Below are 18677 nucleotides of genomic sequence, written 5' to 3'. Positions count from 1 at the left end.
CAGCATATTACTACAAAAAAATTTGTTAATTTTGCTGAGGCACGTTGTTGCTTTGCGCAAAAGAGGCAGGTCACTTTGAATTTTCGGCCAGAATGCGCGACGCCTGCTTTTCGCACGGGCGCAATGGCGTATACTGAGAGTAATCTGAAGAGCCGGAGGGAGAAAAATGGCAAAACATTTATATGAAACGTTCCAACCCACGCATTATGACCTTTACATTAATGTGGACCGCGCAAAAAAACTGATCACGGGCAAAACGACGATCGAAGGGACCGCGCAAGAAGCGGCGATCGCCGTCAACCAGAAGTTCCTGACCATCCAGTCCGTTGCGGCAAATGACGCGGCGGTGCCATTCACCGTTGATGACGCCAACGAACGCCTCGATATCACCTTGCCGCAAGCAGGGGACGTGACCCTGACGATCGCCTACACCGCGCCGCTGACCGACACCATGATGGGTATCTACCCATCCTATTACACGCTTAATGGCGAAAAGCAGGAGCTGATTGGGACCCAGTTTGAGTCCACCGCAGCGCGTCAGGCGTTTCCTGGCGTGGACGAACCAGAAGCCAAGGCGACCTTTGACCTGGCCATCCAGTTCGACGAACAGCCAGGCGAGACGATCATCGCCAACATGCCGGAGACCAAGGTTGAAGATGGCGTGCATTATTTTGCCACGACGATGCGGATGTCGACCTACCTGATCGCATTTGCGTTCGGCGACATGCAAAAGAAATTGACGCAGACCAAGTCCGGCGTCGAGATCGGGGTTTTTGCGACCAAGGCCCATCAGCCAAAAGAGCTTGATTTTGCTTTAGATATCGCCAAGCGCGCGATCGAATTTTACGAAGACTTCTACCAGACGCCTTATCCATTGCCGCATTCCTATCAGTTGGCCCTGCCAGACTTTTCGGCCGGCGCGATGGAAAATTGGGGGCTTGTGACCTATCGTGAGGCGTACCTGACGCTGGATCCGGATAACACCAGCTTGTCGATGAAGCAGCTGGTCGCAACGGTCATCACGCATGAGTTGGCCCACCAGTGGTTCGGCGATCTAGTCACGATGAAGTGGTGGGATGATCTGTGGCTCAACGAGTCGTTTGCCAACATGATGGAATATCTGTCGGTCGACGCGCTTGAGCCGGATTGGCACATCTGGGAATTGTTCCAGAAATCCGAGGCGGCTTCTGCGCTTCGCCGCGATGCAACCGATGGCGTTCAGTCGGTGCATGTTTCGGTCGAAGACCCGGCAGACATCGATTCTGTTTTCGACGGCGCGATCGTTTACGCCAAGGGCTCGCGGATGTTGGTGATGGTCCGCGCACTGCTCGGCGACGATAACCTGCGCAAGGGCCTCAAAGCCTACTTCGACGCGCACAAGTTCGGCAACGCGACCGGCGCAGATCTTTGGGCCGCGCTGGGCGATGCCAGTGGCCTGGATGTCGGCGCGATCATGAACTCCTGGCTCGAGCAGCCGGGGTATCCGCTGGTATCTGCCAGTGTTGAAAATGGCGACCTGGTGATCAGCCAGCAGCAGTTCTTCATCGGCGAAGGCAAAGAGGTCGGTCGGCAGTGGCAGATTCCGCTGGAAAGCAACTATGCCGCCGCGCCGCAGCTCATGACTGAAAAGTCGCTGAATCTGGGCAACTACGAAGCGCTTCGCAGCGAGGCCGGTCAAGCCTTCCGCCTGAATGTTGGCAACAACTCGCATTTCATCGTCAAATACGATGACACGCTGATGGCTGACATTTTGAAGGAAGCCGCCGACTTTGATCCGATCTCGCAGCTGCAATTGCTTCAGGACGCCCGCTTGCAGGCGGAAGCTGGGGCGATCTCTTATGCCGAGATCGTGCCGCTGCTCACACGTTTTGCGGGGAGTGCCCACAGCGTTGTCAACACGGCGTTGAACCAGGCGATCTCCGGCCTCGGCAAGTTCACCACGCCGGGCTCTGATGAGGAAAATCAGCTCAAGGCACTTTATGCCAAGATCTTCGGCCACCAATATGCACGGTTGGGCCTCGTGCCACAAAGCACAGACACCAACGACGATCAGCTCAGCCGTGAGACCGTGGTGGGGTCTGTGGTCTATGCGGACGATGCCAAGGTGATCGAGGATGCCCATGCGCTGTATCTGGCTCATGCCGCCAACCTCGATGCAATGCCAGCGGATCCACGGCCATATGTCCTGATCTCCGAGGCCAAGCATTTCGGCGATCAGGCGCTACTGGACAGTTTCTTTGCTGCCTACCGCAAGACATCTGATCCGAGCGTGAAGGAATCCCTGATGGCCGCCGTGCCACGCCTGACCGATCCTGAATTACTCAAGCAAGTCGTTGCGCATTTTGAAGACGCCGACACGATCAAGCCGCAAGATCTGCGCGCGTGGTTCCGCGGGGTCCTGAACAACCCGGCTGGCGAGCAGTTGGCCTGGGACTGGATCCGGAGTGAATGGGACTGGCTGGAAAAAACAGTCGGTGGGGACATGGAATTCACCACCTACATCACGGTGATCTCCGGTATTTTCCGCACGCAAGACCGGCTGGATGAATTCAGCGCCTTCTTTGAACCGAAGAAGGACGTGCCGGGCCTTGGCCGCGAGATTGCGATGGACACCAAGGTCATCGCGACCCGCGTGGCCCTCATTGCCAAGGAACAGGCTGCGGTCAACGCCGCGATCAAGGCTGCCTTGTAAACCTAATATTTTTCAAGAGCTGGGATGTGATGTCCTGGCTCTTTTTTTATCGACTGAATCGGCAAAAAAAGGCGGCCATTTTGGTCTCTGGGCTCGGAAACAGGGCCCGGAAATTATTTGATTTCACCCCATCAACAGGGCACAGGCTATTTTTGTCTTCAGCACTAGAAAAACCGTTCGCACAATATTTTTTTCCATAACGACGAACAAACGAGACAGGCGGCCATCAGGTGGTTAAATGACTAAAACGACGGCGCGGGTGGCGCAGCCGCGAAGCCACCAGGTTGACAGGGCGACACACCCCCGGTAAGATTGGGCTCGTCATTAATCGTAACAGTTACGATTAAATTAAAAATGATGGAGGGACCAAAAATGAACAAGGCAACAAATCAAGGCAACAGCGGGTATGGGTGTGCGCACAGGCGTGGGGCATGGGCGCTGGCCCTTGGGGTGATGATCGGGTTGGCGGGCTGCGGCCATTCACCGGCAAAGCAGACGTCCTCGTGGAGCAGTCAGGTCAAAAGCAAAAAAGTGCAGCGGGTGATCGCCGGCACGCGCACAGTCGCCCAGTATGCGGAAGCGCTGGACTTGCCGCTGGTGGGCATCGACACGCAGGATGGGCAACCGGCGCGTTACGCAAAGACCCCGCGTATCGGCCTGCCGCGGAAGCCGGACATGGAAAAAATCGCGAGCCTGAAGCCGGATCTGTACATCACCGACAGCGGCATGATGGGCCTGCTGGATCAGGGCCTCAAACAGCAAGGCGTGCGCGGGCTGTACCTGAACAACGAAAGCTACCAGAACGTCACGGATAGCGTGATGCAGCTGGGTAAGTTGTTCAACAAGGAGACCCAGGCACAGACCGTGGTCAAAAAGGTGCAAAGCGAGACCGACACCGCGCTGAAAGGCGCTGGCGCGCTCAAGGGTAAGAAAGTCGCCGTCCTGTTTGGCGCCGGGCACGGTTTCATGCTCGCAACGAATTATTCCTACTTGGGCGATCTCCTGACGAAGCTGGGGCTGACCAATGTTGCCGGCACGCTCAGCCAGGTCCCAAGCGCCTATGTGCCATTCAGCTTGGAAAAACTCGTTGCCGAAGATCCCGATTACATATTGACGCTTGCCCATGGCCGGGTCGATCAGGCCAAGGCGGCGTTCAAGGACGAACTGGCCAAGCCGCAGTGGCAACAGACCACCGCCGTCAAACGCGGCCATGTTTATCCGCTTGATGACAAAACCTATCCGGTGACCGGCAATCTGCAGGTCGCCACCACCGTTCAAGCGCTGAAACACATATTGCTGAAAGGCGCCAGCAAATGACGCCTCGCCGCTCATTTCAACTGGTGCTGCTGAGCGCCGTCGGACTGCTTCTGGCGGCGCTTCTTTGTGGGGCGATGCTGGGCAGTGTGACCATCGCCCCGCATGTCGTCCTAAAGGCAATGGTGGGGCAAGCCGGCCCGGATGCCCCGATTCTGTGGACCATCAGGTTTCCCCGGGTCGTCTTTTCGGCCTTGGCCGGCGTGGCCCTGGCGGTGTCTGGGCTGCTCCTGCAATCTGTCTTGAAAAATCCGTTGGCGGATCCGGGCATCATGGGCATTAGCAGTGGGGCGGCGCTGGGCGCGGTCATCGTGCTGTTGGTGGTGCCAGTGGCCAGTGGGGTGCTGCCGCTGATCGCGTTTGGCGCAGGCATGGCGGCGTTTGGAGCAATCGTTGTGCTGTCCTGGGACCGCCAGCTGTCGCCGGTGCGCCTGATCTTGGCCGGGGTCGCGGTGAACGCGATGTTCGGCGTGGTCCAGGCGATCTTGATGACGCTGTACAGCGATCGGTTGCACGGGGTGATCGGCTGGCTGAATGGCGACCTGAGCGGTAAGTCCTGGGGCCAGGTCGGGCTGGTAGCCGCCTACACGCTGCCGGTTTTGGCCGTGGTGTGGTGGCTGCGGCCGCTTTTGACCTTGTTGGTTTTGGATGATGAGGCGCTGGGCGATCTTGGAATTCCCGTGCGTCGGGTGCGGCTGGGCGTTGCGAGCCTGGCGGTGCTCTTGGCCGCCTCAGTGGTCGCGCAGGCTGGGCTGATCAGTTTCGTTGGGCTGATCGTGCCGCATTTTGCCCGGCTGCTGGTCGGCAGCAATTATCGCCGCCTGTTGCCGCTGACCATGGTGGCCGGCGCGCTGGTGGTCACCGCAGCGGATACCGTCGCGCGGCTGGTGGCGGCGCCAATCGAGATTCCGATCGGCACGGTGATGGCGATCGTCGGTGGGCCCGTTTTTCTGGGCATGTTGGGCAGGCGGAAGGGAGCGGCGCATGACAGTGTTTGAGTTGGCGAACGTTGCGTGTCGCTATCCAGGGTCGGCGGACTTGGCGCTGCGGCCGGTCGATTTGACGATCGATGCTGGCCAATTTTGGGCGCTGTGCGGGCCGAATGGGTCGGGAAAAAGCACCCTGCTGCGCTGTTTGACGGCGCAACTCACGCCGGTTAGTGGCACCGTTTCTTTTGCAGGAAAACCGCTGGCCGAATGGACCGCCCAGGCGCGTGCGCAACAGCTTGCGGTGGTGCGGCAAACAAATCAGGCAAAACCAGCCTTGACGGTGCGCGAGGTGGTCGCGCTGGGCCGCACACCGTTTCGCCACTTTTGGCAGGCGACCACCTCGGCGGATCGGGAAGTGGTAGCTGCGGCGCTTCGCCAATGTGATCTACAGGCGCTGGCGGACCGGCCTTTTTCGGCGCTTTCTGGCGGCCAGCAACAGCGCGTTTGGCTCGCCCTGGCGTTGGCCCAGACGCCATCTGTCATTATTTTGGATGAGCCGACCACGTTTTTGGATATTCATTATCAGCTCGACTTATTAAAACGGTTGAAGGCGTTGACGCAGCGCAGGGTGACGGTGATCGCGGTGTTGCATGATCTGAATCAGGTCTTGCAGTTTGCCGATACCGTGGCACTCCTGGCGGCGGGGACGTTGCTGGCAACAGGGACGCCTGAGGATGTGCTGACTGCCAAACGCGTCGGGCAACTGTTTCAGGTCGAGGCGAGTCGGGTCCAAGATCGTGCGGGGCAGTCAGCATTGATTTTTCATTAAAGGAGACAGGATGAGTCAGTTATTTCACTATGGTAAAGAACAGGTCGGCCGCGCGCTCGTCGAGAGTGGGTGGGGCTGGCTACCGAATTTGGGTTGGGCGCTGCTGGCCGCCGGGCTGATCGGCCAGACGCGTCAGCTGATCTGGGCGGGCGGCGTAGTGGTCGCATGCGCTGCGCTTGGCAGTTGGCTGACGGCGCGGGGGCATTTTCACGCCTGGGGCTTGGCCGCCACGGCGCAACTTCATGGCGCGTATCTGGCGGCCTTGGCCAGGCGCGCCGAGGCCAGCGTCCCGGATGCAGGTACGACGCTGCAACGGGATCTGACAGCGATCGATAAAGGCGCAGGGTTTTACAATGTGCTCGTGCCCGCTGTTTTGGGGGTGGGGGCGAGCTGGGTGTTGCTGGCGGGGCTTTCGCTGTGGCAACATAGCTTGGTCGCCATTTTGCCCCTTGGCTGTCTGGCGGTGGTGGCCATCGTGTTGCGGGCGCTGGCCAGGCGGGTGAGTCGGCGCGACCGGGAATGCATGCACCGATTTGTGGCACTGGGCCAATCGTTTTTGGACACGCTTGGCGGCTTGACGATGCTGGTCAGCTATGAGGCCGGGCCGCTGTTTGCCCAGCGTTTCGCTTCGCAAAGTGAGCGGTTTCGCCACGCGACGATGCGAGTTCTGCAAACGCAGCTTACCTCGCTGATCGCGATCAATGGGCTGGTCTATCTGACGGTTCTGCTGGCGCCGCTGACCTTGCGTGGGCCACTGGGCGGCCGGGCCGCGGCCTTTGTGACCTTGGCCACGTTGATGCTCAATGGGCGACAGCTCGGGTATTTCTCCCATGGCATCAAAAGCCAGCGGCCGGCGTTGCGCGGGGTGTTTGGCATGCTCGAGACGGCGCCGCGAGTTGAAGCTGACTTGCCGGCTCATCCCCAGCAGCTGACCGTGCGTGATTGTGCGGCCGCTTATGCCGACCGGTCGGTGTTCAAAAATGTGTCACTCACGCTTGCGCCGGGTGGGCTGACCGTTTTGTGCGGGGCGAACGGTAGCGGTAAGACGACGCTGGTGAATCTGATCAATGGGTCGCGCGAGCCTGCACGAGGGGCGATTCTGCTGGATGGCCAGGACCTGGCCCAATTTTCGGCAAAAAAGCGGGCGTCTGTCATCGGCACGCTGGGGCCTTCGCCGCAACTGTTCAGTGGTACGATCGCTAGCAATCTGAAGCTGGCCTGTCCGGATGACGCGCGGCGCAAGGCCTTTCTTGCGAAGTGGCAACTGCTTGCCTTTATCCGCGACCTGCCGGCTGGCTGGAACACCGTGATCGGTGAAAATGGGCGGCGACTTTCGCCCGGCCAGCGCCAGGAATTGGCGTTGGCGATGCTATTGCTGACGGACAAACCGGTGTACCTGCTGGATGAGATCACCACCAGCGTCGATCGGCGGACGACGAAGCATTTGCTGGACGTGGTGGGTGCACTTAGCCGCTCGCATCTGATTTTGTGGGTCAGCCACGATCCATTGGTGCAGGCGCATGCGGCGAAGGTCTATCAACTGGGCGGCCAGTTGACGTTGAAGGGAGGCCGCTGATGGGGGCATTTCTACTGGAATTGGTGAAACCGCTGCGGGGACGCTGGTTATTGAGTGCCGGTTGCGGCTTGGCCGGGGCCTTGGCAAAAACAGCGGTGATCGTGCTGGCGGCGCAGGGTGTGATCGGCGGGCTCAGCGCGCGCGGGTGGCTGATCGGTGGCCTCGCGGTGCTGGTCGCGGCGGTGGCCAGTTATGGGGAGCAGTATTTTGGGCATGATGTCGCGTTTCGCATTTTGAAAAATTTGCGGGTCCGTGTCTTCGATCATCTGGTGACGCTTGCGCCGGCCGGTCTTGACCAGCAGGAAAGTGGCCGCTGGCTCCAGCTGATCGGCGGTGACATTGAGGCGCTGGAAGTCTTTTTCGCCCACACACTGGGGCCGCTGGCAATCGCGGTCGTCTATACCGCGTGCCTGTGTGTGGTATTCCTGACCGTCAGTCCGGTCGCGGCCCTGGCCGTGTTGCTGGTGGCGCTTGTGGTGGGCGCCGCGATTCCTCTGTGGCACGCGGACCGTGTCGCTTCATTGACGGCGGAGGCGGCGGAGTCACAGCGGGCCACGCGCCAATATGTGTTTGAGTCTAGCGAAAATCGGCGGCTGAGTGACCAACTTGGCATCACGGAGGCCAGGGCGGCGGCCGCACAGACGCAACTGGCCGAGGCCGGGCGGTTGCGCCAGGCGGCCGACCGCTTGCAAAACTCGGACCGGCTGGCGGTGGTTTTTGCGTTGACAGGCGGCTGGGCGCTGATCGCCTGGCTGCTCCCGCCTGATGCAATAGCGCTGGCGTTGAGCTTTCCGCTGCTGTTTGCCCCACACCAGGCCCTCGCCCGGCTGCCTGGGGCGCTGAGCCGCGGGCTGGATGCCGGTCGCAACATTCAGGCACTATTGGCCCAAGCACCGGTGCCGCATCACGAGCCAGTTGTCCAAGCGGCGCCGGCCGCTGCCTCAGCGGATTGGGCGATCAGCTTGGCGCATGTGTCGTTCACCTACCCAGGCGCCGAGCGCGCGGTGTTGCGCGATGTGTCCGTCTCGATCAAAGCGGGCGAGGTCGTCGGCTTTGTCGGGGCCCGCGGGGCAGGCAAAAGCACGGCGGCCAAACTCCTGATGGGCTGGTTTGCGCCAGACATCGGTCAGCTGGTGGTCACGGAAAAAGAGGGCGTGTCTGCCCACCCGCGGCGCATCAATTACATGCCGCAACGCCCCGTGTTTTTCCACGAAACGCTGCGCGACAATCTGACGCTGGGGATGGCGCAACCGGATGCGTTGATCTGCGAGCGGTTGGGGTCGCTGGGCTTGGCGCAGTGGCTGGCGACGCTGCCGGCGGGGTTGGACACTGTGATCGACCCGCACCACTTGCCATTTTCCACTGGGCAGGCGCAGCGGCTTGAACTGACGCGGGCCCTGCTTCGGCCGAGTCAGCTGCTGATTCTCGACGAGCCGACGTCCACTCAGGACCCGGAAGCGATGAGTCGGCTGCTGGCTGTGGTTCGGCGCGAGTTTCAAGGTGCGGTGCTGATCATCACGCACCGGCCGGAAACAGTGGCACAGTGTGATCGCTTGTATCGATTCAGTGATCAGCAAGTAGCCGCAGTTTCCTAACTGGATTCCAAAAGCCCCGGGCCGCATTGGCGGTGCGACCCGGGGCTTTTCGGTTACTTTAATAATCCGTCTTGGCGTGCAGCAACTTGACAAACAGCCACCAGATCACGACGCCCGAGGCCGTCAGCAGGCCGAATGCCAAGGCGCTGCCGGCGCTGATGATCTGGGCCTGATGCCAGCCAGGCCGGGAGATGCTGGTCATCAGAAGCGCCAGCACGGTGGTTCCCATGGCGCCGGAGACTTGCTGGCCCGTGTTGTAAAGCGCGTTGGCGTCACTTTGGAGCGTCTTGGGCATTTTCTTCAACCCATACGCTACACTATTGGAAAACGCCATCGACCGGCCAATCGCAAAGACCAGGTAGGCCAGCGTCATGCCGACCACGCCAAGCCGCGGGCCCCAGCCGGCCATTGCGCCAAGCGCCAGGGTGAACAAGGCGGCGCCGGTATACAGCGGCACCTTGCCTCCGAAGCGGTCCAGCAGCCAGCCATACAGCGGCTGACCGAGACCGTTGAAAATACTTCCCGGCAGGAGCACCAAACCGCCGACAAACGACGACGCGGCGAACACGCCTTGCACATAATTCGGCAGGAGAAAATTGATGCCGACATTGGCGAACTGCAGGAGGATGTACGGCAAAAAGCTGAAGAGAAACGCCGGCTGGTGAAAGACGGTCAGGGAAAATAGGGCGCGGGTGCTTGTTTTCGACAGCTTCGCAAAACCGATCGCGCTGGCCACCAGCACCACCATCAGCCCGCCAAACAAGAGCCAATTGCCATCGCCCAGCGCGGTCAACCCAATAATCAGGCTGGTGAGCGCCGCGGCCAGCAGGGCAAATCGCGCCCAGTCAAACGCATAGCGGCTCGTGGCTGTGTATTGTTTGATCAAGAATTGCCCGCAGATCAACAGTATCACAGCCAGGGGCAGCGTCAGCCAAAAGATCATGCGCCAGCTGGCAAACGCGGTGATGGCCCCACCAAATGTCGGTCCAAGCGCCGGGGCAATCAAGATGATCACATTGGCCAGTCCGAGGTAGGTGCCGAGCTTGCTGCGGGGCACGACATCCATGATGATGTTCACCATCAGTGGTGTGCAAAACCCGACGCAGCCTGCCTGCACGAGCCGGCCCACCAATAATTGCGGAAAAATTGTCGCGGTCGCGCACAGGAGGTCGCCTGCGATAAACAAGGCGGCAGCCCAGGTGAACAAGGTCCGGTTGGTGAACCGCCGCTTCATAAACGCCGACGTCAACATCACCAGCGCCGCACATAACAGATACCCCGAGGTCACCCATTGCACCGCGGTAAGGGAGACCTGAAAATCTTTCATCAGCGTGGGAAACGTCGTATTCATCGATGTTTCCGTAAGCACGCCAAGAAAGGACATGAGCGCCACTACGGTCACGACTATCATCGGCTTCGTCTGGGTCTTACTTGTTGCCACTAAGGGTTCCTCCTTCGCGCGCCAGACCGTGAAAATAGGGCCGCGCACAAGAGGCTACATTAGACTTGTTTTCAGAAAATATCAAGCAGGGGGCGTTTGTGTTTCCCGGCGAAGCACTCTACAATGAGCGTATTCAAAGACGGAGGTGCAAAATGGCAGACAAAATAACGGTGACACTCACACCAGAAATGGCCGCCGAGCTCAAAGCGGCCTGCGAACGTGGGGATGAATCAGTCGATGCGGTGGTCAGTCGCGCGCTGACGGCTTACTTCATCGAGGAACAACGTGCACGCGATTTTGCGCTGGAGGATGACTGCAACGACTGAAGGCGCGCGATGAGGCCCGCTGTACTCGCACGCCTATATGCGGGCAGCTATACCGTAGTTGGGTTTCGGTGCGCATGGCCGCGACGTCTAACTGGTCTGTGCACGTCTGGCGAAGTGCGCCAAACGCACCCAGGCCAAGTTAGCCGCACGTCCATAAGCGCGCACCTACACACCCTGAGACATTATCTTAGCGTTGAGGGGCGCTCGTCTTATATAATGAAAACAACTTAATGGAGGTGCTGATAATGGATGTGAATGACTTTATTTACGCTGGTAAAGGTGACTTTAAGCTCAAGGACTGGGCGACCGATGTGCCAAAGGCCTACCGCGATCTCAGCCAGGCTGACATCAAGGCGTCGATCGCCAAGGATATCGCCGAGCTGGTTCAAGACCAGGCGATGCTTTATGCGCAAAATGAATACAGTTTGCTCCTGATTTTCCAAGGCATGGACGCAGCCGGCAAAGATGGCATGATCCGGCATGTGATGACCGGCATCAATCCGCAAGGCACCGAAGTTATCTCGTTCAAGCAGCCAAGCCTCGACGAGTTGGACCATGATTATCTGTGGCGCACCCGCGTGGCGTTTCCGCGCGCCGGCAACATCACCGTGTTCAACCGCTCCCATTACGAAGAGGTGCTGGTCGATCGCGTGCATCCGGAGAATTTGCTCAAGGAGCACATTCCGGGCATCCGGACGGTCGAGGATGTGACACAGGATCTGTGGAACCGGCGCTACAAGGATTTTCGCCAGATGGAAAATTATGCGACGCGAAACGGCATCATTGTGATGAAGTTTTTCCTGCATCTGTCCAAGGGTGAGCAGAAGAAGCGATTCCTGGATCGCATCAATCAGCCGGATAAAAATTGGAAGTTCTCGGCCGCGGACATCAAGGAGCGCCGCTACTGGGACGACTATCAGCATGCCTACGAAGACGCGATCGCCAACACGTCGACGGCCAACGCTCCGTGGCATATTATTCCGGCGGACAACAAGTGGTTTGCCCGACTTTTGGTGTCTAAGATGATCGACAAGCGGTTGGATGATCTGCCGCTGGCGTTTCCAACGGTCACCACCGAGCAAAAGGCTGGCTTACAGGCCGCTTTAGAAGAATTGACGGACAAATAAGTAGCTGACTGAGTCGATAAAAACAGGGCGCCGAGAAATTTTCTCGGCGCCCTGCTTGGCTCAGCTTTGGTGGTTGCGGTTCGGATGGACTTACTCATTATCCAGCGGCGTCAGGGCCCATAGTGCGAGGTAGACCCAGAAGAACGCGCCGCTGCCAAAAACAAAGACTAGCCGCACCCATAGCGGATCGATGCCAAGCCGTTGTCCGATGGCCCCGCAGACGCCGGCGATCACGTGATCACTCGAAGAACGACGAAATTTCATTTTTCTCACTCCTTTTGGTTTTAGTATAGCGAAAGGGGTTAGTACGGCGTTCAGTCTGCGGACCGAAGTTGCGTGACGATTTTGTCAGCCCAAAGCAGGGTGTGTGTCTCAGTAATTGCTTATTTTTCGATAGTAACGATTGCGTAAACGTGTTATTGTAAAGGCGACCTAAACGAAGAGGAGTGAGGAAGGATGAAGATCGCAGTGATCGGCGCGACCGGCCATGCCGGCAGTGCCATTGTTCAAGAAGCGCAAAGTCGCGGCCATCAGGTGACGGCATTGGTGCGCAACGCCGCCAAAGCGCAGGAGATGTTTGACGAGCGGGTGACGATCGTTGAAAAAGATGCGTTGGCGTTGACCGCCGCCGACTTGACTGATTACGATGCGGTGGTCGATGCGTTTGCCACGCGCGCGGCCGCGTATCAGCACGTCGATCTGGCGGCGCGGCTGGTGGCAGCGCTGCGCGGCAACACCACGACGACGCTGTATTTCATTCTCGGCGCCAGCTCGTTGAAGCAGGCGGATGGCAGTTATGTGATCGATGAGGTGCTGGCGAAAAATGCGGGCGCGGATTGGGTCGAAACGCCGCATCAGCAATTCCACGAGTACCAGTTTTTACAGTGGATCGACAATGTGAAGTGGACCGCAGTCTCGCCCCAATTTTCCTTCGTGCCGGGGCCAAAGACGAAATATCGTATCGGCACGGATGAGTTAATGCTGGACGCGGACGGCAAATCGGTGGTCTCCACCGGCAACCTGGCAAGCGCGTTACTCGATGAAATGGAAGACCCAGAGTTTCTGCATAAGCGATTTACAGTCGTGAATGCGTGAGGAAAAGGGTGCGGAGGTCCGCGTTTATGGTGGGGCAGCTAGGTCGGCTCATGCGCTTGATGGCGCATTTGGCCATCGAGTGCAGGAGACGCCTAGATGTCCCCACCATGCGGACCGCAGCCCGACAATGACAGGGTGCGGAGGTCCGCGTTTATGGTGGAACAGCTAACTTGGCTCGGGTGATTGAGGCGCACTTCGCCTCAAACGCACGAGCCAGTTAGATGCTTCCACCATGCGGACCGGAGCCCGACTATGAAACGGTGCCGCGCCGAGTCGCAAGAGAAAGAAAAGACTGTGCAGTTGTCCACCCGCCGATCCGCGGGCTCGCGACTGCACAGTCTTTTTTGCGTCCTTTTACAAAAGCGCCATAAACACGAAATCCAGAATAAACAGGCCGGTGACGACCCACAGCGCCGGGTGCACTTCCTTGCGTTTGCCGGTGACCAGTTTGATCAGGCAATAGAAGATGAAGCCTGCAGCGATGCCGTATGAGATGTTGTAGACCAGCGCCATCACGATGGACGCCATGAAGGCCGGGACCGCGTCGGCGAGGTCGCTCCAGTTGATTTCCTTGAAGCTGCTCATCATCATGATGCCGACGAGAATCAGCGCGGGCGCCACAGCCTGAGTCGGCACGATCGCGATCAGTGGGGATAACAGCGCGGACAAGAGGAAACAGATCGCGGTGACCACCGCTGTCAGGCCGGTGCGCCCGCCTGCCCCAATGCCAGCTGCGCTTTCGACGAAGACAGTGATGTTCGAAGTGCCGAAGACGGAGCCAACGCCAGTCGCGATCGCATCGGCAAACAGCGCGCGGTCCATTTTCGAAGAGAATCCACGGCCTGTTTTCATCTGGGTCAGGTCCTCATTGGAAAAGATGCCAGTGCGGCGGCCTGTGCCGATGAATGTGCCCAGCGTGTCAAAAATATCGGAGAAGGAAAAAGCGAAAATGGTCATCACGGATAACATGATGTGATGGGCGTCGGTGAACAGACTGCCGAACCCCTTGCTGGAAAATGCGGCGCCAAATGTGGTGCCGAGCTGGCTGAAGGCTTCACCCAGCGAATTGCCGGCCGAAGCGGATAGTTGCGTGACGCCAAAGGGGATGCCGATCAGCGTCGTGGCGACGATCCCAATCAAGATCGCCCCAGGGACTTTTTTCACCACAAGCACCGCCATCAGCATCAGCCCCAGCAAGGCGACGATCGCGCCGGCCTGGGTGAAGTTGACCAGTGCCGGGGTGATGCCGCCTCCGGAGATGATGGACTCGAGGCCGTTTTTCACGCCATCGCCAGGTTTGAATGCCTGGCCGTTGACGGACAAGATGCTCGAGGCATCCGTCGTGAATTGCAGGAAGCCGGAATTTTTCAAGCCAATGTAAGCGACGAACACGCCGATACCGCCGCCGATCGCGTGCTGCATGACTTCCGGAATGGCAACGATGATCAGCTTGCGGACTTTGGTGACGGTGATCAGGATGTTGATCACGCCGCACAGAAAGACGAGAGCCAGCGCCTCTTGCCAGGTAAAGCCGAGCGCCTCGACCACGGTGAAGGTGAAAAATGCGTTGAGGCCGAGGCCAGGAGCCAGCGCGTAAGGGACGTTTGCGAAGAGGCCCATGATCAACGTGCCGGTCGCACTGGCGATGATCGTCGCCAAAAAGACAGCCTGACTCGGCATGCCGGTCAGCGCCAAGGTCGACGGGGCGACAAATAATATGTAAGACATTGCAAAAAAGGTAGTCAGCCCGGCGATCAGCTCGGTGCGTTTGGTCGTGCCATTTTCTTTCAGCTTAAAGAAGGTTTCCATGATCGATCCTTTCTGAAAAACGATTTGCTTTTTAGCTTATGCGTTTAGCGCATCAATTACAAGATGAAAAACGGCTATTTCTGAAGTTGTCATATTTAATGTTCGGAATTGGACCGTTTTCGTGGTGAAAATCTGACGGCGCAGGTTGGCGGCGGCCCGTTCATTCGCGTTTTGGCTCTGGTATACTGAGACTAACGGAAAAGGGGAGAGAAAATGGAAATCTCATTGGTGCGCCACAGCATCAGTTTATCTAATGGTGCGGGGCTGATTTCAGGTGCAGGCGCGGATGTCGCGCTGTCGGACGCGGGCATTACCTATGCGGAACTGGTGCGCGACGCGTATGATTGGCAACAGTTCGATCGCATTTATGTCAGTCCAATGAAGCGCGCCAAACAAACGGCGGCGTTGTTGACGATGGCCCGCCAGCCGATGACCGAGGACGCCCGCCTTCAGGAAATGGATTTCGGCGATTGGGAAGGTCAACAAGCCGCTGATCTGAAGCGCGATTTTCCGGCGGCGTTTGATTACCAGGAGATGTTTTCCGAAGCGATGCCGGATCTGTCGCCAAACGCCGAGACCTATGCGCATCTGCTGGATCGCACCGCCGCGTTTCTGGCGGATGCCGAAGCCGCCACGCCGGCTGGCAAGGTCTTGGTGGTTTGCCATGGCTTCACGATTCGCGCGCTGCTTGCGAATTTATTGCACACGGATTTTTACCACTTCGCCCCGGTCAGCAATGTCTCTCTGACGCGGCTTCACCTCGACGAACACGACGATTTTCGCGCGCGCCTGGAACAATTCAACGTCTCATTAGCCTAACCTCGTCTGCCGTTCAGCTTGCTGGACGGTTTTTCCTTGCATTCGAAAAAATGCGTGGTAAGGTAGTTTTTGTTAGCCGACTAGCAAAAAGGAGTGACCACGTTGACACAGGATTTTGGGAAAGCAATCAAACACGCATCGATCTGCATGACCACGGCCATGGACAATTACGCGAAGCAATTTGGCTTGACCGGCAATCAGATGTCGATCATCGATTTTATCGGGACGCGAGAGGTGCTACAGCGGGAGATCGAGGTGGAATTTGGCATCCAGCGTTCGACGACCACCGTGACGCTTCAGCGCATGGAAAAAGCTGGGCTGATCACGCGCGCCCCAGTCGCTGGGGACACCCGGCAAAAGGCGGTGCGGCTGACAAGCAAGGCCAGTAAGTTGTGCGAGGCAGTCGCCGCGTACATCAGCGGCCAGCAGCAGGCCATGACCAGCGCCTTCACCGAGGCGGAGCAGGCAACATTTTTCAAAATGCTCTCGGCGTTTACCCAATTGAATCAAGGCGACGCGCATGCCTGAGGAAAAATTGTCGCCGCGCGTGCTTGGCGCGATCATCGCCACGGGGCTCATGTCGTTTTGCGGGGTGATCATCGAAACGGCGATGAACATCACGTTTCCAACCTTGATGAAGGAATTTGCGGTCGGCACGGCCACGGTCCAATGGATGACGACACTGTACCTGCTGGTGGTCGCCTCGATCGTACCGCTGTCGGCGACGCTTAAACGCCGCTTCAAAACGCGTGATCTGTTTCTTGTCGCGATCAGCTGCTTTATCTTAGGCGTGGTGCTGGATGCGGTGGCGCCAACATTTTCCGTGCTGTTGATCGGCCGGGGGATTCAAGGCGTGGGGACCGGCATCGCGTTGCCGCTGATGTTCAACATAATTTTGGATCAAGTGCCGGCGCCCATGATCGGCATGATGATGGGGGTCGGCACCTTGATCACTGGCGTTGCCCCGGCGATTGGCCCGACATTTGGCGGCTTGGTGGTCACGGTCATGAGCTGGCGCTATGTCTTCGTGTTTCTCTTGCCGCTGTTGGTGCTGGCGCTGGTGTTCGGCGTGCGCTGCATTCAGCAAAAATCGCCTCTGTCCGCCGCAACGGTGGATGCGCCGAGCGTGGCCTTGATCGTGCTGGTATTTTGCGGCTTGATCTGGGGCATTGCGGAGCTCGCCAGTCGCTTCAGTTGGTTGGCTTTGGTGATCGGCGGGGTGGCCCTGGCAGTGTTTTGCCTGCGGGCGCTTCGCCTGAAGCAGCCAGTCATCGACGTGCGCCTGCTGGCCAATCAGCGATTTGCGGCACACGTTGCCGTGTTCTTGCTGTATCAGATCGAGGCGTTGGGCCTGTCGTTTCTCCTGCCGAATTACTTGCAGTTAGTCAATGGCAAAACGGCGCTTGAAGCAGGCCTGATCGTGCTTCCCGGGGCGGCGCTGGGCGCGTTGCTCGCCCCGCTGTCCGGGCGACTCTATGATCACGTCGGGGCAAAAATGCCACTGCTTTTAGGCAGCGTGTTGGGCTTATTGTCACTCGCGGGATTTGCGACTCTTGGCAAGGCGCTGACCGCTGCAGGGGTCGCGGGGCTCTATCTACTTTTCATGGCGGGCATTGGCCTGTCGATGGGCAATGTGATGACGGATGGGCTTCATCAATTGGCGCCGGTCGAGCAGCCGGATGGCAACGCGATCTTCAACACCCTCCAGCAATTCGGCGCGGCACTGGGGACGAGCCTGGCCGCCGCGCTGGTGGCAGCGGGGCAGGCCGGGGCCACCAGCCGAGTGGTCGGTACCGCAGTTGGTTCGCAGCACGCATTTGTCCTGCTGGCTGTGCTTGGCGTTTTCGCCCTTGTGATCTTACTGGTCCTTTTTCGCGGAAACAAGGTTGGTGTGGCATCGAGATAAAAAGTTTGTCCGCCAGCTTGAAAAACTGGTATCCTGTTCTCATTAACTGGCGCGATGAAAGTCTGTCACGCACGGCAGGAGGCATTTTGATGTTATTCAAGCAAATGGTCGACTCGCCACTTGGTGAGATCACCTTGCTCAGCGATGAAAATGATCTGCGCGGGCTGTGGTTTACGGATCAGCAAAATTTCGGGGCCCAGTATGATCTGCAGGCGGCCGAGACTGCGAGCAGTGAGCCAATCTTGGCGGCTGAGACCTGGCTGACGGGTTATTTTGCTGGCGAGCGGCCGGATCCAACATTGGTGCCGCTTGCTCCTGAGGTTACCCCGTATCGGCTTCTGGTGCTACACGAATTGCGGCGCATTCCTTATGGGACCGTGGTGACCTATCAGACGCTAGCCCAGCGCGTGGCCGCCGCGACGCATCGCCTGAATGTTTCCCCGCGCGCGATTGGCGGGGCGGTCGGCCATAACCCGATCAGTCTGCTGATTCCGTGCCACCGGGTCGTCGGTGCGACCGGCGATCTGACTGGTTACGCAGGCGGGCTGGCGCGCAAACAGGCGCTGCTTGAACTGGAAGGCGTTACGTTGTCGGCGAGCCGGCAGAAAGTGGCGTTTGCGTAGAATCGCATTACAATACATTTGATGAGGCATATCGAGAACCGGTTTTGACCGGTGCTGGATATGTCTTTTTTTGCGTCATGATGAAAATCGAGAACAGAAGATTTGCCTGGATCGCCGACGATTGTCTCTATTTGTCTGGCAAGTGGGGTATCACACTTTCACTCGGATTCTTTTGTTGTGTCATATATATTCTGGCTCGTTGTGAGGTAGCGCTCTTAACCGAGCGATATCGCGGCCCCAGTGCCGAAGTGTCACAACAAAAAATCGGCACTGATTCAAAATGACACGAATCAGCGCCGAAGCATCGCTCCAGATATAGTGATATCAAGAGGTGAGCCCAATAAAAAAATATATCCTTGGGGGTGACAGGCTCCTTGGTCACATAGAACCGAGCAGCTTTGATTGCAATCAAGTCGAGTTGATCATACGGGTTGGTCGATGTTTTGAGAACCTCCTGTTGTTTATCAACCATTCTTTGGAGCTGAAAACTGTCTCGTGAATTAATATAGTCAACAAGTTGGGCGTGCGGACAAAAAGTTGGACTTCAGGTATGATATTAAATGTACTCACTAAAAGAGAAGCAGAGGGCCGTCGAG

16 protein-coding genes are annotated in these 18677 nt (G+C 58.1%); 13 read left to right on the top strand and 3 right to left on the bottom strand.

The features are described from left to right. Positions 1–166 precede the first annotated feature (166 nt). The 6 genes from EKM95_RS09625 to EKM95_RS09600 all read left to right on the top strand — a co-directional run bounded on the left by EKM95_RS09625 (position 167) and on the right by EKM95_RS09600 (position 8935). Positions 167–2692 carry a M1 family metallopeptidase gene (locus tag EKM95_RS09625; RefSeq protein ID WP_125697899.1) on the top strand — a complete coding sequence of 842 codons (2526 nt, stop codon included), beginning with the start codon at positions 167–169 and terminating at the stop codon, positions 2690–2692. A gap of 372 nt (positions 2693–3064) precedes the next feature. Beyond that, positions 3065–4009 (top strand): ABC transporter substrate-binding protein, encoded by a 945-nt coding sequence (locus tag EKM95_RS09620; RefSeq protein ID WP_164510168.1) that lies wholly within the window; start codon positions 3065–3067, stop codon positions 4007–4009. Next, positions 4006–5004 carry a FecCD family ABC transporter permease gene (locus EKM95_RS09615; RefSeq protein ID WP_125697895.1) on the top strand — a complete coding sequence of 333 codons (999 nt, stop codon included), beginning with the start codon at positions 4006–4008 and terminating at the stop codon, positions 5002–5004. The genes EKM95_RS09620 and EKM95_RS09615 overlap by 4 nt, the downstream gene beginning before the upstream one ends. Next, positions 4991–5764 carry an ABC transporter ATP-binding protein gene (locus EKM95_RS09610; protein WP_125697893.1) on the top strand — a complete coding sequence of 258 codons (774 nt, stop codon included), beginning with the start codon at positions 4991–4993 and terminating at the stop codon, positions 5762–5764. Before EKM95_RS09615 ends, EKM95_RS09610 begins: the two co-directional genes overlap by 14 nt. A 10-nt stretch (positions 5765–5774) precedes the next feature. Next, positions 5775–7340: an ATP-binding cassette domain-containing protein gene (locus tag EKM95_RS09605; RefSeq protein WP_125697891.1), complete on the top strand. Its 1566-nt coding sequence runs from the start codon at positions 5775–5777 to the stop codon at positions 7338–7340. Further along, the gene (locus EKM95_RS09600; RefSeq protein WP_125697889.1) at positions 7340–8935 is read left to right on the top strand and encodes an ATP-binding cassette domain-containing protein; all 1596 of its coding nucleotides are present in this window, start codon (positions 7340–7342) and stop codon (positions 8933–8935) included. Before EKM95_RS09605 ends, EKM95_RS09600 begins: the two co-directional genes overlap by 1 nt. Positions 8936–8993: 58 nt before the next feature. Here the strand turns inward: EKM95_RS09600 and EKM95_RS09595 are convergent, their stop codons facing one another. Then, positions 8994–10346 (bottom strand): MFS transporter, encoded by a 1353-nt coding sequence (locus EKM95_RS09595; protein ID WP_125697933.1) that lies wholly within the window; start codon positions 10344–10346, stop codon positions 8994–8996. A gap of 182 nt (positions 10347–10528) precedes the next feature. Between EKM95_RS09595 and EKM95_RS11715 the strand changes: the two genes are divergently transcribed. Beyond that, positions 10529–10702 (top strand): hypothetical protein, encoded by a 174-nt coding sequence (locus tag EKM95_RS11715; protein WP_164510167.1) that lies wholly within the window; start codon positions 10529–10531, stop codon positions 10700–10702. Positions 10703–10947: 245 nt separating this feature from the next. Then, positions 10948–11829: a PPK2 family polyphosphate kinase gene (locus tag EKM95_RS09590; RefSeq protein ID WP_125697887.1), complete on the top strand. Its 882-nt coding sequence runs from the start codon at positions 10948–10950 to the stop codon at positions 11827–11829. A 90-nt stretch (positions 11830–11919) separates the two neighbouring features. On the opposite strand, the gene EKM95_RS09585 is transcribed toward EKM95_RS09590, so the two are convergent. Beyond that, on the bottom strand, positions 11920–12093 hold the full coding sequence (locus tag EKM95_RS09585; RefSeq protein ID WP_125697885.1) for a PspC domain-containing protein: 174 nt from the start codon (positions 12091–12093) through the stop codon (positions 11920–11922). A 192-nt stretch (positions 12094–12285) separates the two neighbouring features. Between EKM95_RS09585 and EKM95_RS09580 the strand changes: the two genes are divergently transcribed. Then, entirely contained in the window at positions 12286–12924 is a 639-nt protein-coding gene (locus tag EKM95_RS09580; RefSeq protein ID WP_125697883.1) for an NAD(P)H-binding protein, read from the top strand. 354 nt (positions 12925–13278) lie between these two features. Here EKM95_RS09580 and EKM95_RS09575 read toward each other — a convergent pair whose 3' ends face one another. After that, positions 13279–14733, bottom strand: a complete 1455-nt coding sequence (locus tag EKM95_RS09575; RefSeq protein WP_125697881.1) for an NCS2 family permease — start codon at positions 14731–14733, stop codon at positions 13279–13281. A 213-nt stretch (positions 14734–14946) separates the two neighbouring features. Here EKM95_RS09575 and EKM95_RS09570 point away from each other — a divergent pair, with 213 nt between their 5' ends. The 4 genes from EKM95_RS09570 to EKM95_RS09555 all read left to right on the top strand — a co-directional run bounded on the left by EKM95_RS09570 (position 14947) and on the right by EKM95_RS09555 (position 18081). Then, positions 14947–15552: a histidine phosphatase family protein gene (locus tag EKM95_RS09570; protein ID WP_125697879.1), complete on the top strand. Its 606-nt coding sequence runs from the start codon at positions 14947–14949 to the stop codon at positions 15550–15552. 102 nt (positions 15553–15654) lie between these two features. Then, on the top strand, positions 15655–16080 hold the full coding sequence (locus tag EKM95_RS09565; protein WP_125697878.1) for a MarR family winged helix-turn-helix transcriptional regulator: 426 nt from the start codon (positions 15655–15657) through the stop codon (positions 16078–16080). Then, complete coding sequence (locus EKM95_RS09560) at positions 16073–17458, top strand: MFS transporter (protein ID WP_125697876.1); 1386 nt, start codon at positions 16073–16075, stop codon at positions 17456–17458. Before EKM95_RS09565 ends, EKM95_RS09560 begins: the two co-directional genes overlap by 8 nt. Positions 17459–17547: 89 nt before the next feature. Beyond that, positions 17548–18081 carry a methylated-DNA--[protein]-cysteine S-methyltransferase gene (locus EKM95_RS09555; RefSeq protein ID WP_125697874.1) on the top strand — a complete coding sequence of 178 codons (534 nt, stop codon included), beginning with the start codon at positions 17548–17550 and terminating at the stop codon, positions 18079–18081. Positions 18082–18677 lie beyond the last annotated feature (596 nt).

The sequence above is a fragment of the Lacticaseibacillus yichunensis genome, from assembly GCF_003946405.1.
In the GTDB taxonomy this organism is placed as follows: domain Bacteria; phylum Bacillota; class Bacilli; order Lactobacillales; family Lactobacillaceae; genus Lacticaseibacillus; species Lacticaseibacillus yichunensis.
This window is presented reverse-complemented; position numbering and strand designations above follow the sequence as displayed.

Bases quoted from the DNA above. Each gene is read 5' to 3' on its own strand.
- EKM95_RS11715 (WP_164510167.1), top strand. From the start codon at position 10,529: ATGGCAGACAAAATAACGGTGACACTCACACCAGAAATGGCCGCCGAG.
- EKM95_RS09610 (WP_125697893.1), top strand. From the start codon at position 4,991: ATGACAGTGTTTGAGTTGGCGAACGTTGCGTGTCGCTATCCAGGGTCG.
- EKM95_RS09570 (WP_125697879.1), top strand. From the start codon at position 14,947: ATGGAAATCTCATTGGTGCGCCACAGCATCAGTTTATCTAATGGTGCG.
- EKM95_RS09590 (WP_125697887.1), top strand. From the start codon at position 10,948: ATGGATGTGAATGACTTTATTTACGCTGGTAAAGGTGACTTTAAGCTC.
- EKM95_RS09620 (WP_164510168.1), top strand. From the start codon at position 3,065: ATGAACAAGGCAACAAATCAAGGCAACAGCGGGTATGGGTGTGCGCAC.
- EKM95_RS09605 (WP_125697891.1), top strand. From the start codon at position 5,775: ATGAGTCAGTTATTTCACTATGGTAAAGAACAGGTCGGCCGCGCGCTC.
- EKM95_RS09625 (WP_125697899.1), top strand. From the start codon at position 167: ATGGCAAAACATTTATATGAAACGTTCCAACCCACGCATTATGACCTT.
- EKM95_RS09600 (WP_125697889.1), top strand. From the start codon at position 7,340: ATGGGGGCATTTCTACTGGAATTGGTGAAACCGCTGCGGGGACGCTGG.
- EKM95_RS09580 (WP_125697883.1), top strand. From the start codon at position 12,286: ATGAAGATCGCAGTGATCGGCGCGACCGGCCATGCCGGCAGTGCCATT.
- EKM95_RS09555 (WP_125697874.1), top strand. From the start codon at position 17,548: ATGTTATTCAAGCAAATGGTCGACTCGCCACTTGGTGAGATCACCTTG.
- EKM95_RS09585 (WP_125697885.1), bottom strand. From the start codon at position 12,093: ATGAAATTTCGTCGTTCTTCGAGTGATCACGTGATCGCCGGCGTCTGC.
- EKM95_RS09595 (WP_125697933.1), bottom strand. From the start codon at position 10,346: ATGATAGTCGTGACCGTAGTGGCGCTCATGTCCTTTCTTGGCGTGCTT.
- EKM95_RS09560 (WP_125697876.1), top strand. From the start codon at position 16,073: ATGCCTGAGGAAAAATTGTCGCCGCGCGTGCTTGGCGCGATCATCGCC.
- EKM95_RS09615 (WP_125697895.1), top strand. From the start codon at position 4,006: ATGACGCCTCGCCGCTCATTTCAACTGGTGCTGCTGAGCGCCGTCGGA.
- EKM95_RS09575 (WP_125697881.1), bottom strand. From the start codon at position 14,733: ATGGAAACCTTCTTTAAGCTGAAAGAAAATGGCACGACCAAACGCACC.